Origin of the sequence: Brevibacterium sp. 1718, from assembly GCF_051131255.1 — a bacterium.
Classification (GTDB): domain Bacteria; phylum Actinomycetota; class Actinomycetes; order Actinomycetales; family Brevibacteriaceae; genus Brevibacterium; species Brevibacterium sediminis.
This window is the reverse complement of record NZ_CP186550.1, coordinates 1013980-1027629: the sequence shown is the minus strand read 5'-3', so window position 1 is coordinate 1027629 and position 13650 is coordinate 1013980. Positions and strand designations below refer to the sequence as shown.

Annotated in this window: 11 protein-coding genes; 4 read left to right on the top strand and 7 right to left on the bottom strand. The window is 65.2% G+C overall.

All coding sequences use genetic code 11. The features are described 5' to 3' along the window. Positions 1 to 526: 526 nt before the first annotated feature. Positions 527 to 2491, top strand: a complete 1965-nt coding sequence (locus ACOZ9V_RS04390) for an LPXTG cell wall anchor domain-containing protein (protein ID WP_434593983.1) — start codon at positions 527 to 529, stop codon at positions 2489 to 2491. A 9-nt stretch (positions 2492 to 2500) separates the two neighbouring features. On the opposite strand, the gene ACOZ9V_RS04385 is transcribed toward ACOZ9V_RS04390, so the two are convergent. Further along, positions 2501 to 3226, bottom strand: coding sequence for a MerR family transcriptional regulator (locus tag ACOZ9V_RS04385; RefSeq protein ID WP_434593980.1), 726 nt, complete (start codon positions 3224 to 3226; stop codon positions 2501 to 2503). Positions 3227 to 3273: 47 nt separating this feature from the next. Between ACOZ9V_RS04385 and ACOZ9V_RS04380 the strand changes: the two genes are divergently transcribed. Further along, a complete protein-coding gene (locus ACOZ9V_RS04380) occupies positions 3274 to 3747 on the top strand; it encodes a DUF6194 family protein (RefSeq protein WP_216657199.1) in 474 nt (157 codons plus the stop codon). On the opposite strand, the gene ACOZ9V_RS04375 is transcribed toward ACOZ9V_RS04380, so the two are convergent. The 6 genes from ACOZ9V_RS04375 to ACOZ9V_RS04350 are packed head-to-tail and all read right to left on the bottom strand — an operon-like array spanning position 3738 to position 10145. Then, the gene (locus tag ACOZ9V_RS04375; protein WP_139469277.1) at positions 3738 to 4526 is read right to left on the bottom strand and encodes an HpcH/HpaI aldolase family protein; all 789 of its coding nucleotides are present in this window, start codon (positions 4524 to 4526) and stop codon (positions 3738 to 3740) included. The two genes, ACOZ9V_RS04380 and ACOZ9V_RS04375, sit on opposite strands and share 10 nt — an antisense overlap. Then, positions 4511 to 5296, bottom strand: a complete 786-nt coding sequence (locus tag ACOZ9V_RS04370; protein WP_139469275.1) for a fumarylacetoacetate hydrolase family protein — start codon at positions 5294 to 5296, stop codon at positions 4511 to 4513. Before ACOZ9V_RS04370 ends, ACOZ9V_RS04375 begins: the two co-directional genes overlap by 16 nt. Positions 5297 to 5307: 11 nt before the next feature. Then, on the bottom strand, positions 5308 to 6444 hold the full coding sequence (gene hpaD / locus ACOZ9V_RS04365) for a 3,4-dihydroxyphenylacetate 2,3-dioxygenase (protein ID WP_434593975.1): 1137 nt from the start codon (positions 6442 to 6444) through the stop codon (positions 5308 to 5310). 7 nt (positions 6445 to 6451) lie between these two features. Beyond that, a complete protein-coding gene (gene hpaE / locus ACOZ9V_RS04360) occupies positions 6452 to 7957 on the bottom strand; it encodes a 5-carboxymethyl-2-hydroxymuconate semialdehyde dehydrogenase (RefSeq protein WP_434593972.1) in 1506 nt (501 codons plus the stop codon). Further along, positions 7954 to 8694, bottom strand: coding sequence for a GntR family transcriptional regulator (locus ACOZ9V_RS04355; protein WP_434593969.1), 741 nt, complete (start codon positions 8692 to 8694; stop codon positions 7954 to 7956). The genes hpaE and ACOZ9V_RS04355 overlap by 4 nt, the downstream gene beginning before the upstream one ends. Continuing rightward, the gene (locus ACOZ9V_RS04350) at positions 8655 to 10145 is read right to left on the bottom strand and encodes a fumarylacetoacetate hydrolase family protein (RefSeq protein ID WP_434593966.1); all 1491 of its coding nucleotides are present in this window, start codon (positions 10143 to 10145) and stop codon (positions 8655 to 8657) included. Before ACOZ9V_RS04350 ends, ACOZ9V_RS04355 begins: the two co-directional genes overlap by 40 nt. 118 nt (positions 10146 to 10263) lie before the next feature. On the opposite strand from ACOZ9V_RS04350, the gene ACOZ9V_RS04345 reads away from it, so the two are divergent. Together ACOZ9V_RS04345 and ACOZ9V_RS04340 are read left to right on the top strand one after the other, a co-directional pair. Beyond that, positions 10264 to 11667, top strand: coding sequence for an MFS transporter (locus ACOZ9V_RS04345; protein WP_181271001.1), 1404 nt, complete (start codon positions 10264 to 10266; stop codon positions 11665 to 11667). A 45-nt stretch (positions 11668 to 11712) separates the two neighbouring features. Beyond that, positions 11713 to 13647: an FAD-binding monooxygenase gene (locus tag ACOZ9V_RS04340; RefSeq protein WP_181271002.1), complete on the top strand. Its 1935-nt coding sequence runs from the start codon at positions 11713 to 11715 to the stop codon at positions 13645 to 13647. The last annotated feature ends 3 nt before the right edge of the window (positions 13648 to 13650 follow it).

The following is a 13650-nucleotide window of genomic DNA, read 5'->3' as shown; positions in this document are numbered from 1 at the left end:
GACCTGGCCCTGAGGCGGCATCTGTCCCTGTGCCGGGGGCACGTTCGGGTTCGGTGGGCCCTGCACCTGGGGCGGCTGCGGTCTCTGCGAACCGGGACCGTTCTGTGCCGACATAGTCTGTCCTTCTGCGATGGGGGAATTTCCGCTCACCTCAGTCTAGAGTCCCAGCCCGCCGTGAACGGCCCCGCCGTGTATCCGTCCAGCAACACTTCAGCCGACTGCCACGTTCTTCAAACGACGTCCCCCGCCCCACTCAAGCATTTTCGACTGTGGATGGACGCAGTTTCGTCGACTCTGTGTCGGCCGGGGAACCAGACCGCCCCTGCACCCACGACCGTCGCCCGACGGTCGGCATCGCCCACCACACGCACCCGACGCGGCCGTTCCTCCCCGGGGCCACTCCCCTCCCTGCAGCGACCAGCACCTCCCCCACTCACACGTCAGAACCTGTGGACGCTCAAAGCGGTATCCACAGCCCCTCAATCAGCCCTAGATGACCAGCCAGCGCCCAATGTCGAATCGGTCCATGACTACTCTCAGAATCGCATCGCTGCGCACCGCGCTGCTGCTCACCGTCCTCACAATCGCTTCGCTCATCGGGCTGGGACCGGCCATGGCCGCGGGACCGCCGGTCGGCCTCGGCGAGGTTCCGGTGCACACCGCACCCAACGCCTACGGTCCGGGCATCTGGCACCATGCGAAACAGGGCAAGACCTGGTACGGCTCCTACCGGACCTTCCCTGACACCTCCGCCTACTGCATCGATGCGGGCAAAAAGTCTCCGCTGCCGAAGTACTTCAAGAATGCGAAGGCCGACACGGTCACCTCGGCTCGCACAGCGTGGGCACTGCACGAATATGCCGGCTCGACGTCGAAAGATGTGCAGGCCGCGTTGAGCGCGATGGCCCGACTCGACAAGGCGCTCCCCCACGATCACAAGGTGCCGCCGCAGAAGCCGGCCGATCTGGGCAAGAAGTTCGCGGCGGCCGCGAAGAAGCACTCGACGATCCTCGCCGAGGCCAAGAAGTTGGCCGGTCCCTACACCCTCGACATCAGCCTCGAGCCGGTCATGCGCATGCCCGTGCTCGAACCCTATGCCGCCCCGGAATCCACCACTTCTCCTGACTCCTGGGCCTCCGACAAAACTGACAAGCCGAAGGTCCTCGGTACTCCCACCGATGAGGCGACGCTGACGGTCTCCCTGCTCAGCGCCTCAGGTGCACAGGTCCCCGACGTTCCTGTCACGCTCAAGACCACCGGCACTGCGAAAGCCCCGACGACTGTGACCACGGGGAAGGAACCCGTGACCACGACACTGCGGGCGAGCGCCCCCGGCACTCTGTCCGTGACCGCCTCGGCGAAGGTCGCCCCGCAGACCGTGCGCGTCTTCGAACCGACGTCCGGCACTCGGGTACAGCGAGTCATCACCCCGGACACCCCCGATTCCGTCACGGACAAGGCGTCACTGGAGCTGAGTTCCCAGCCGAAGGTGACCACCGAGATCTCCGACCAGACACCGACACCGGGTGAGACGGTCACCGACGAATTCACCGTCTCCGGCCTCATCGGCGACCACACCGTCACCGTCGAACACACCCTGTGGCAGACCGCGACGGCACCGAGGCAGGGCATCAAGAACGATGACGCTCGCGAAATCGGATCCGTGACCTCGAAGAATGTCGGCAACGGCACCCACACATCCGACGAGATCACCGTGCCCGAGGACTTCCGCGGCTGGCTGTACTTCACCGAGACGATCGCCGGGGACAAGGCAACGAAGGAATGGAAGGGAATCCACGGCCAACCCCGTGAGACGGGGTTCGCCCCGTGGACTCCGACCGCCGACACCGAGGCAGTGCTCGAGGGGACATCTACCCACGACGAGGTGGCCGTGACCGGACTGCGGCCGGGTTCCGAAGCCGTCCTCACCATCACCGCCTACCACGTGGAGACCGAGCCCGCGCAGTCGAAGAAGCCCGACGGCACCGAGCTGTCCGTGCAGGACTTCACCGTCAACGCCGACGAGGATGGCCGCGTCGAGATCGACACGGAGCCGATCGACATGTCCGTCGGCTGGGTCACCTATGTGACGGCGATCGAGGGCAGCGACGTCAACAAGGCGTGGACGAGCGACTGGGGCGTTCCCGCCGAGACCGTGCACCGCCCACCCGAGGAGAAGCCGTCGACTCCCCCGGAAGAACCCAGCACGCCGCCGGAGGAGCCAAGCATGCCGCCGGCTCCCCCGGAACAGCCGGAACAGCCCGAAAGGCCTGAAGCGCCCGAACGACCTGAGGAGCCAGACACCCCACCGGTCGAACCGGTCGCGGAAACTCCCGAGACCCCCGCATCTCCGGCGGCCCCGGCACCATCCGGTGAGCTGCCCCGCACCGGCACGACAGGCAACGGGATGCTCATCGGCTTGGGCATCGTCCTCGTCGGACTCGGCTCGACGATCCTGCTGATCTCCGGCAGCCGCCGCGAGAAGGACTGAGAAGTGAGCTCAGGGGTGTCCTCCGCCGATCGTCCCGGCGAGAACACCCCCGGCTCGCAAGACCGCCGCCCCACGCAACGCCAGATCGTCCAGTCTGTCGTCGAGTGCGGCGAGCATCGAGCTCGTATCACCGAGCCCTCGCACCACTGCCAAAGCTTCGCGGATCTCGTGAATGCCGTACCCTCCGGACCGCAGCGCGGCAGTGATCCTTGCATCTCTGATCGCTCCGAACCGATAGAGACGCGCGGTTCGAGCTCCGGAGCCCACCCGGAGCGGGGTAGTCAGTCCCTCCGATTCCCAGTATCGCAACGTGGATGCACGCACGCCCACCGCCTCAGCAAGTTCGGTGATCGTCATCGATTCGTCGGTCGTCTCGCGCCCATGCTCGCCGGCAGTTTCAGCTTCTGACTGGATCGAGAGCAGCATCGAGCGTGCTGCAACGACCTGACGTCGATGCTCGTCCACTTCAGTCACTTTGCCGGTGAGAAGGGCGATCGCCTCACGGGGATCGAGCCGCGGAAGTTCGGTCATCACCGATCGGGCCGCAACAGGACCGACGGCGAAAGCAAGATCACGGTATGCGGACAATGCACTGACATGCACGTCTGAATACCGCCGGTAGCCATTGTCCTCCCGAGCGGCTGCGGGAATGACACCGCGGGATTCGAGCTGACGGATCTGCTGCACCGAATACCCGCTGAGCGAAGCCACGTCCGCAGTGCGCAGAGTGATCACCTCCCGACAAAAACCCGACATGAACACTTCAAGTGCACACTTGAACCATGAGTATGCACGAGATCATCGACCGTTTCCACACTCTCGACGGACTGCTCCACATCGCTCCCGAGGCCGGCGGCCCGTACCCCGAGCTGACCTGGGGAGACCACTTCTTCTATTTCGCTCCCGACGGAGAAGTGCTTGCGAACACTCAGCCGTTCGCCACCATCATCACCAAGGACTACCCCGACGACACGGCCTCCGAGCTCTCGGCTCCCGATCGCTGGAGGCTCAATCTCCACATCGGGCGTGCCCGGTTCTCCGCACTCTTCGGCGAGCCCGGCCCCGATGTCGACGCGAACGCGGACACCCCGGGTCAGCAGTCCGTCACAGACGCAATCCACCCTCACCCGCTGTATCGCAGGCAGGGGTGGGTAGCGGTCGTGAATCCAGGCTCACGCACTGAGAAGCAGGTCGACGAACTCCTCATCGCCGCCCACGATGATGCCCGGCACCGCTGGGAGCGAGCTCAGTCCTGAACCCAAGTGTCGGCCCAGGCGCGGGCGCCGTTCATCATCAGACCGACGTCGGCTCCGACGAGGACGAAGGACGCTCCGGCTTCCAGGTACTTCCGTGCCTGCTCGGGGTCGAAGGCGTTGACACCGACGGGTTTGCCGGCGGCCTTCACTGCTTCGAAGGTCCGGGCCACCGCATCGGTGACGTCCGGATGGGTCTGCTGGCCGAGCAGACCCATCGACGCAGCCAGGTCGGAGGGCCCGACGAAGATCTGGTCGATTCCGTCGACCGCGGCGATCTCAGCGGCGTTGTCCACCGCGGTCGCCGATTCGATCTGCACCGTCAGGGACACGAACTCATCGGCGCGCCCCAGGTACCCGTCCACGGCGTTCCACCGGGAGGCCCTGGCCAGGGCCGAACCGACCCCGCGCACACCCTTCGGCGGATAATGGACGGCCGCCACAGCCGCCTCGGCGTCGGATTTCGTATCGACCATCGGCACGAGCAGATTCTGCGCGCCGAGGTCGAGGTGCTGCTTGATGAGCACCGTGTCGTTGACCGGCACCCGCACGACGGGGGTCGCCGGGTAGCCGTTCATCGCGCGCAGCAGACTCGTCGTCGTCTCGAGTCCGATCGGGGAATGCTCGGCGTCGATGAGCACCCACTGCATTCCCGAGGCGGCGGCGATCTCGGCGGCCACGGGCGAACCCGAGCACACCCACATCCCGGCCAGGTACTCCCCGTCGCCGAGGCCGGCCACCCGGTCGGCGAAGGTCTGCGGAAGCTCTACTCGAAACGGCATGTGATGACTCCCAGCTCTCCGTAGTCGGCGTGCACGGTGTCGCCGGGATGCACCCACATGGGGCGGGTGAACGACCCGGCGAGCACGGTCTCTCCGGCTTGCAACACATCTCCGTGCTCGGCGAGTTTGTTTGCCAACCACACGATTCCGCGGGCCGGATGGTCGAGGACGGCGGCGGCGACTCCGGAGTCCTCGATCGTCTCATTGCGGTAGAGCAGGGCGTTCACGCGACGCAGGTCGACGGCATCGACGGCAACGGGACGGCCGCCGAGGACCATCGCCCCCAGTGCCGCATTGTCCGAGATGGTGTCGACGATCGTGCGGCCCTCCATCTCGATGCGCGAGGACAGCACCTCGAGTGCGGGGACGACGTATTCGGTGGCCCGGAGGACGTCGAAGAGACTGACGTCGGGTCCGCGCAGTTCGTCGCGCAGCACGAAGGCGAGTTCGACCTCGATGCGTACGCCCGAATACTGCGAATGGTCGATCACGGACCCGGTGTCATAGACCTGATCGGCGAAGATCGCTCCGTAGTCGGGTTCGGTGATGCCGGTGGCCTGCTGCATCGGCTTCGAGGTCAGTCCGATCTTGTGACCATAGAGTCGACGACCGGCGGCTTCACCGCGACGGCGCCATTCGTTCTGCACCGCATACGAGTCCTCGACCGTCATGTCCGGATACTTCGCGGTGAGCAGACCGATCTTCGACCGAGTCTGCTCCGCCTGAGCGAGATCGTCGGCGATGACCGCGATCGTTGCCTCATCGAGCATGTGGATTCCTTTCAGAGCTGGTTGCCCAGCTTGCCCTCATTCTCATCCGCGCGGGTGTAGGAGAACCCGTCGGCACCGATCGTCACGGCCATCTCCGAATCGTCCGTGCGGGCGTGCACGGGCTGCGGGTTGCCGTCGAGATCGAGGACGAGCGAGGCGTCCGTGTACCAGGACGGCACGACGGGGTTGCCCCACCAGTCGCGGCGCTGATTGTCGTGGACGTCCCACGTGATGACCGGGTTGTCCGGGTCGCCGGTGTAGTAGTCCTGCGTGTACACCTCGACGCGGTGACCATCGGGGTCGCGCAGGTAGAGGTAGAACGCGTTCGAGACACCGTGGCGGCCGGGTCCGCGTTCAATCGAGTCGGATCGGCGCAGGGCCCCGAGCTTGTCGCAGATGGAGAGGATGTTGTGCTTCTCATGCGTGGCGAAGCAGACATGGTGCATGCGCGGTCCGTCTCCGCCGGTCATCGCTGTGTCGTGGACGGTGGACTTGCGGCGCATCCACGCGGCATAGACCGTGCCCTCCTCGTCCTGGATGTCCTCCGTGACACGGAAGCCGAGATCCTGCATGTACTTCACCGCACGCGGCACATCCGGGGTGACCTGGTTGAAGTGGTCGAGGCGGACGAGTTCGCCGGGGATGTGCAGGTCGTAGCGCCACGACATGCGTTCGACGTGATCGGACTGGTAGAAGAACTCGTACGGGAAGCCGAGCGGGTCGACCACCCGCACGGAGTCACCCACGCCCTTGACGAAGCCGTCGGGGTTGCGACGGACATCGCAGCCGAGTTCCGTGTAGAAGGCCACGGCCTTGTCGAGCTCTTCCGGGCTGCGCACCCGGTAGGAGAACGCAGCCACGGCAGCGACCTCGCCCTTGCGCAGGACGAGGTTATGGTGGATGAACTCCTCCGTCGAGCGCAGGTAGAGCGTGTTCTCATCCTCTTCGGTGACATAGAGTCCGAGCACGTCGACGTAGAACTCCCGCGAGGCGGCGAGGTCGGTGACGACGAGTTCCATATAGGCGCAGCGGAGGATGTTGGGCGGGCTCGACTGCGGTGTGGCGATGGGGTTGTCGGTGGCGATGCCCGTCTCCTGGCTGACGAAATAGCCGGCCGAGGTCCGGGTCATATCAGTGCGTTTGGTCATGGCTGCTTCACTGCTTTCCGAAGACGGGGTTATGGACCTCGCCGAGGTTGATGTGCACGGACTGCTGTTCCGTGTAGAAGTCGATCGACCGGTAGCCGCCTTCGTGGCCGAGTCCTGAGGCCTTGACGCCGCCGAAGGGGGTGCGCAGGTCACGGACGTTGTTCGAGTTCAGCCACACCATTCCCGACTCCACGGCCTGGGAGAAGTTGTGGGCGCGCTTGAGATCCGAGGTCCAGATATAGGCGGCCAGACCGTACTTCGTATTGTTCGCCAACTCCAAGGCCTCCTCGTCGGAGGAGAACGGGGTGATCGCAACGACGGGGCCGAAGATCTCCTCCTGGAAGATCCGGGCGTCGGGCTTCACATCGGCGAACACGGTCGGCTGGACGAAGTTTCCGGTCTCGAATCCTTCGGGGCGTCCGCCGCCGGCGACGAGGCGGGCCTCGGACTTGCCGATCTCGACGTAGGACATGACCTTCTCATAGTGCTCGGGGTGGACGAGCGCAGCCACCTCGGTGGCGGGATCCGACGGCAGACCGACCTTCACGCGCTTGGCCTGGGCGGCGTAGCGCTCGACGAATTCGTCGTAGATCGACTGCTCGACGAGGATGCGCGAACCGGCGGTGCAGCGCTCCCCGTTGAGGGAGAAGACACCGAAGATCGTGGCGTTGACGGCAGCCTCGATGTCCGCATCGGCGAAGACCACAGCCGGGGACTTTCCGCCGAGCTCCATCGACAGGCCCTTGAGCCAGGGGGCGGCATTGGCGAAGATCGTCTGGCCGGTCTTCGACTCACCGGTGAAGGAGATGAGCGGCACGTCGGGGTGCTTGACGAGCGAATCGCCGGCAAAGCCCTCCTCGCCGAAGCCGTTGACCATGTTGAACACACCGGTGGGCAGGCCGGCCTCTTCGAAGATGCCCGGCCACAGGGAGGCCGAGAGCGGGGTGAACTCTGCGGGCTTGAGCACGACGGTGTTGCCGGTCGCGATCGCCGGTCCCAGCTTCCAGGACTCGAGCATGAACGGGGTGTTCCACGGGGTGATGAGTCCGGCCACGCCGATGGGCTTGCGGTTGACGTAGTTCGCCTGGCGGCCGGGGACCTTGAAGGCGTCATCGACCTGGGCGACGATGAGGTCGGCGAAGAAACGGAAGTTCTCCGCCGCGCGCGCCGCCTGGCCCTTGGCCTGGGTGATCGGCAGTCCGGAGTCGAAGGACTCCATGGCGGCGAGTTCGTCCTTGCGGGATTCGACGATATCGGCGATCTTGTTGAGGATGCGGGCACGCTCACGCGGGAGCATCCGCGGCCATGGGCCCTCATCGAAGGCCGTCTTCGCCGCTGCGACGGCGGCTTCGATATCGGCCTTCTTGCCCGAGGCGGCCTTGATGTAGGGCTCGTTCGTCACCGGGTTGAGGACATCGAATTCGTCTCCGTCGATGGAGTCGACGAATTCTCCGCCGATGTAGTGGCGGATCTTCTCCGGCAAATCGGCCGGCGGGGTGGTGGACTGTGTCATGACTTGTCCTTTCCTGTATCTGTCTGCAAATCCGTGGTTGGGGCTGTGGTCGTCTGGGAGTTCTGGAAGCTGTGCAGAGTGGCCGAGCGGTGCTCGCGCACGGCCCGTTCGACCTCCTGCGCCGAGGCGCGAGCTCGAATGAGGGCGACGATGCGGGAGTGTTCCTCCACCGACTCGAGCGCTCGTTCGGGGACGAAGGAGAACGTCGAGTCCCGCAGGTGGTTGAGCCGGTCCCATTCGAGTTCGACGAGGGTGCACAGCCGCTCGTTCGGGCAGCGCCGGTAGAGCATTTCGTGGAACTCGTGGTTGAGCCGGGTGAACTCGGCCGGCTCGAAATCATCGAGCAGAGCCCGCATCCGATCGTTGATCTGCTCCGCGGCATCGAGATCATCGACGCCGAGGTGGCCCTGTGCTTGGGCGACGGCCGCGGCCTCGAGGATCGCGACCGTTTCCATCGACTGGGTGTAGGACCCTTGGTCGACCATGGCCACGCGGGCCCCGACGTTGCGTTCGAAGGTCACGAGCCCGTCGGCTTCCAGCCGGCGGATGGCCTCACGCACCGGCACCACTGAGGTGTCGAGTTCGAGTGCGATCTGCGCGAGCACGAGCTTGTGCCCGGGCTGATAGGTCTGGTCGGCGACGCGTTCGCGGATCCACCGGTAGGCGGTCTCGGCCTTGCTCAGGGACGCAGTCGCAGTCACCGTGAGGCCTTCCACTCGTCGAATTTCGCCTTCCATTCGCCCTTGGGCGGGAAGAGCTCTTCGATCGGGTTGCCGGCGGCGACCTGTTCGGCCACCCAGCCGTCCTCGATCTCCTTCGCCAGTGCCGCGTCGACGACTTCTTCAACGAGGTCACGAGGGATGACGATGGCTCCGTCGTCATCGGCGACGATCACATCGCCGGGCAGGACGGTGGCGTTTCCGCAGGCCACGGCCACGTCCGATTCCCACGGCACGTGCTTGCGGCCGAGCACGGCGGGGTGCTTCGCGGTGGAGAACACGGGCAGGATCTCGGCCACCTCGGCGGAGTCGCGGACTCCCCCGTCGGTGACGACGCCGGCGGCGCCGAGTGATTTCGCGCGCAGGGCGAGGATGTCGCCGAGGGTGCCAGAGCCGGATTCGCCTCGGGCCTCGATGACGACGACCTCGCCGGGGCGGATCGAGTCGAAGGCCTGTTTCTGTGCGTTGTAACCGCCGCCGTGGGACTTGAACAGGTCTTCGCGGTTGGGCACGAAGCGCAGCGTCTTCGCGGTGCCGACGATCTTCGCGCCCGGCTTCAGCGGGGCCACGCCTTCGATGACGACATTGTTGAGTCCGCGCGACCGCAGCTGAGCCGACAGACCCGCGGTCGGAGCCTCGGCGAGTTTGGCGATGAGGTCATCGCCGAGTGCCGTCGCGGCAGTGTCATCGGCATCGCCCTCCGGGGCGAGTAGGGCGGCTTCGCGTGAGCCCCAGGCATCGACGGTGAGTGCTTCGTTCACTGCGGGCAGGCTGCCGAGGTTCTCGTCGAAGTCTCCGGGGCCGTCGACGACCGTGGTGGTCAGTCGTCCTGAGCTCAGCTCTTCCCCGTTCGCCGAGGCGGCCGTGACCTCGACCTCGACCGTGTCACCGGGGGCGACGACGGAGGATCCGGCAGGGGTGCCGGTGAGGATGACGTCGCCGGGCTCGAGGGTGAGGTGCTGGCTGAGGTCCGCGACGATGCGCGGGAGGGTGAAGATGAGCTGATCGGCTCGCGTGCCGTCGTCCTGGACGACCTCGCCGTTGACCCAGGTGCGCAGGCGCAGGGAGTCGGGGGCCGCCTCGGCGGCGGGGATGAGTTCGGGGCCCAGCGGGGTGTATCCGTCGCGGCTCTTCGAGCGCACGTTCGATCCCTTGTCCGGGGTCTTCATGTCGTAGAGGCCGAAGTCGTTCGACGCGGTCACGCCGGCGACATACGACCAGGCCTCGGCCTCGGTGACGTTGCGGGCGGAGGCGCCGATGACGATGGCGACCTCACCTTCGAAGGCGAGCAGCGAGGTGCCGGCGGGGCGTTCGATGGTCTGGCCGGTGGCGGCGACGGAGCTGGCCGCCTTGAGGAAGTACGACGGCTGGGCGGGGCGCTTTCCTCGTTGTGCCGCACGGGACTCATAGGCCACATGAACGGCAATGATCTTGCCCGGACGGGTCGGAACACCTGCTGGAGTCGACATCGATCTCACACCTCATTTCGATTGGCTTCACTACAGATCGTATATGATACGGTTCCCGGGAACAAGTAATCCAGGCCACAGAGAACGTGGTTGGGACGCACGACAGGACACAGGAGTCATGGCAGCACAGAAGCACACTCAGACCCGGGTGGCATTCGCGACGATCGTCGGCACGAGCATCGAGTGGTACGACTATTTCCTCTACGCGGCGGCCTCGGGGCTGATCTTCAACGAGCTCTTCTTCGGCCCGCTCGGATCGACGCTCTCGACCATGGTCGCCTTCGCGACGGTCGGGATCAGCTTCCTCTTCCGCCCTTTGGGCGCATTCCTCGCCGGACATTTCGGTGACAAGCTCGGCCGCCGGGTGGTCCTCATCATCACCCTCATCGCCATGGGTGCCGCGACCGCGCTCATCGGCTTCCTGCCGACCTTCGAAACCGCGGGCGTCCTGGCTCCGATCCTGCTCATCGCACTGCGCATCGTCCAGGGAATCTCGGCCGGCGGAGAATGGGGCGGAGCCGTTCTGCTCGCCGTCGAACACGCTGATGAGAAGTCACGCGGACTGCGCGGTTCCTTCCCGCAGATCGGGGTGTCCATCGGCCTTCTGCTGTCCTCGGGCGTGCTCGCCCTGATGACCTCGATCGCCCCGGGCGATGCCTTCCTCGAATGGGGCTGGCGGGTGCCGTTCTTCCTCTCCATCGTGCTCGTCTTCGTCGGCTACTGGATCCGCCGCGGAGTCGAGGAATCCCCGGTCTTCCACGAGATCGCCGAGCGCAAGGAACAGGTCACGAACCCGCTGGGCAAGCTCATCAAGAGCCATTGGCTGCTCGTCATCCTCGCCTCCCTCGTGTTCATGGGCAACAACGCCGCCGGGTACATGACCACCGGCGGATACATCCAGAACTACGCCACGGATCCGACCGGACCCATCGGCCTCGAACGCGGTCCCGTGCTCTGGGCCGTCGCCGCCTCGGCGGTGTCCTGGCTGGTCTTCACGATCATCGCGGGAGCCGTCTCGGACAGGATCGGACGCCGGAACACCTACATCCTCGGCTGGATCCTCCTGTTCGCGGGTATCTTCTCTCTGTTCCCGCTGGTCAACACCGGCTCGGTGGGCATGCTCCTGCTCGGTCTCGTCGTCCTCACGATCGGTCTGGGCTTCACCTACGGTCAGCAGCCGGCGATGTACGCCGAGCTGTTCCCCTCCAGCGTCCGCTTCTCCGGGGTCTCGGTGTCCTATGCGATCGGGTCGATCCTCGGCGGCGCCTTTGCTCCGACGATCGCGAAGGGGCTCGTGTCATCGACGGGAACGACCGCCTCGGTGGCGGTGTACCTGGGCGTCGTCGCCGTGCTCGCCCTCGCCGCGACTCTGCTGCTGCGTGATCGCACCGGCATTCCGCTCGGTCCAGACCACGAGGACGAGCAGTCAGTGAGCCCGATCATCGGAATCGGGTCGCCGCAGCTGACCAGCGATGACGGTGATCGGCACCACCCCGCCGACACCAGATCGTATATGAACTGATAGCATTCAAACATCACGACGACGTGTCACGAACCGGAGGTTGACATGCATTTCCATCAGAACGGCTACGTGTCCGCGGACCCGCGGATCGAGGAAGCCGCTGGCTACGGGATCGAGCGCGCAGATGATCTGCCCGATGAAGTCGATGTCCTCATCGTCGGCAGCGGCCCTGCGGGGATGATCGCGGCGGCACAGCTGTCGCAGTACCCGCACGTGAACACTCGGATGATCGAGAAGCGCGATTCGCGGCTGGTCATCGGTCAGGCCGACGGCATCCAGGCCCGTTCTGTCGAGACCTTCCAGGCGTTCGGCTTCGCCGAGGAGATCATGCGCGAGGGCTATCACATCACCGAGATGGCGTTCTGGAATCCGGATCCGGAGAACCCCGAGAACATCATCCGCACCGGTCGGCCCAAGGATGACGAGCACGGCATCAGCGAATTCCCCCACCTCATCGTCAACCAGGCACGCGTGCTCGACTACTTCGCCCAGTTCGCCGCCCAGTCCCCCGGCAAGATCACACCCGACTATGGGATCGAATTCGTCGACCTCGCGGTCGACCAGGACGCCGCGGCCGCCTCGGCGAAGGATCATCCGGTATCCGTCACCGTCCGCTACACGGCCGGCGAGCGCGCCGGGGAGGAACGCACCATCCGCGCCGGCTACGTCGTCGGCTGCGACGGTGCCCGGTCGAAAGTCCGATCGTCGATCGGACGGACGATGTCCGGTGACCAGGCCAATCACGCCTGGGGCGTGATGGATGTGCTCGCGAATTCCGATTTCCCCGATATCCGCACCAAGTGCGCGATCTCGTCGAAGCACGGAAACATCCTCCACATCCCCCGCGAGGGCGGGCATCTGTTCCGGATGTACGTCGATCTCGGCGAGGTGCCCGAGGATGATGCGCGCAAGGTGCGGGCGACGAGCATCGACGAGATCATCCGCCGGGCGAATGCGATCATCTCGCCCTACAGCATCGATGTGAAGAACGTGGCCTGGCATTCGGTCTACGAGGTCGGGCACCGGCTCACCGATGCCTTCGACGACACCGACGAGACCGTGCCCGATTCTCAGTGTCCGCGCGTGTTCATCACTGGCGATGCCTGCCACACTCACTCGGCGAAAGCCGGTCAGGGAATGAACGTATCGATGCAGGACGGCTTCAACATCGCGTGGAAGCTCGGCCAGGTCATCTCCGGTCGGTCGTCGACGGAACTGCTGCGCACCTACTCGGCCGAACGTCAGGTGGCGGCGAAGAACCTCATCGAGTTCGACAAGGAATGGTCGACGCTCATGGCGACTCCGCAGGAGGAGCTGCCGGACAAGACCTACCTCGAGGACTTCTACGTCAAGACCGCGGAGTTCCCGGCAGGGTTCATGACCGAGTACACGGAGTCGATGATCACGACGCCGACGACTCATCAGGAGCTCGCGGCCGGATTCCCGATCGGCAAGCGGTTCAAGTCGGCTCGGGTCAAGCGCAGCTGCGATGCGAACTTCATCCACCTCGGACATGAGGCCCGCGCCGACGGTCGTTGGAGGGTCTATGTCTTCGCCGATCGGGCCGCTCCTGTCGTCGACGGCAGTGCTGGCAACTCGGGCGGTGAGTCGAAGGTGGCAGCTCTGGCTGCGTGGCTCGAATCGGATCAGGCCTCTCCCCTGGTCGCTTACCGCAGGGAGGGTGAGGACCTCGATGCCCTCGTCGAGCTCAGCGTCATCTACCAGCAGGAGCACAAGGAATTCGCGTTCCCCGATGTGCCGAAGGTCTTCCGTCCGCATATCGGTGCCTTTGACCTCGAATACGTGGAGAAGATCTACGCGACCCTGCCCGACGAGGACATCTTCGAAGCCCGTGAGATCAGCCGCGATGGTGCCGTCGTCGTGGTCCGACCCGACCAGTATGTCTCTGGCGTCTTCCCCTTGGACGCACATACCGAGATCGGCGACTATTTCGCGGGAGTCTTCGAACCCGTGAAGTGATTT

Excerpts from the sequence above, each read along its gene's own strand:
- ACOZ9V_RS04390 (WP_434593983.1), top strand. The coding sequence starts at position 527 with ATGACTACTCTCAGAATCGCATCGCTGCGCACCGCGCTGCTGCTCACC.
- ACOZ9V_RS04380 (WP_216657199.1), top strand. The coding sequence starts at position 3,274 with ATGAGTATGCACGAGATCATCGACCGTTTCCACACTCTCGACGGACTG.
- ACOZ9V_RS04375 (WP_139469277.1), bottom strand. The coding sequence starts at position 4,526 with ATGCCGTTTCGAGTAGAGCTTCCGCAGACCTTCGCCGACCGGGTGGCC.
- ACOZ9V_RS04370 (WP_139469275.1), bottom strand. The coding sequence starts at position 5,296 with ATGCTCGATGAGGCAACGATCGCGGTCATCGCCGACGATCTCGCTCAG.
- hpaD (WP_434593975.1), bottom strand. The coding sequence starts at position 6,444 with ATGACCAAACGCACTGATATGACCCGGACCTCGGCCGGCTATTTCGTC.
- hpaE (WP_434593972.1), bottom strand. The coding sequence starts at position 7,957 with ATGACACAGTCCACCACCCCGCCGGCCGATTTGCCGGAGAAGATCCGC.
- ACOZ9V_RS04355 (WP_434593969.1), bottom strand. The coding sequence starts at position 8,694 with ATGGAAGGCGAAATTCGACGAGTGGAAGGCCTCACGGTGACTGCGACT.
- ACOZ9V_RS04350 (WP_434593966.1), bottom strand. The coding sequence starts at position 10,145 with ATGTCGACTCCAGCAGGTGTTCCGACCCGTCCGGGCAAGATCATTGCC.
- ACOZ9V_RS04345 (WP_181271001.1), top strand. The coding sequence starts at position 10,264 with ATGGCAGCACAGAAGCACACTCAGACCCGGGTGGCATTCGCGACGATC.
- ACOZ9V_RS04340 (WP_181271002.1), top strand. The coding sequence starts at position 11,713 with ATGCATTTCCATCAGAACGGCTACGTGTCCGCGGACCCGCGGATCGAG.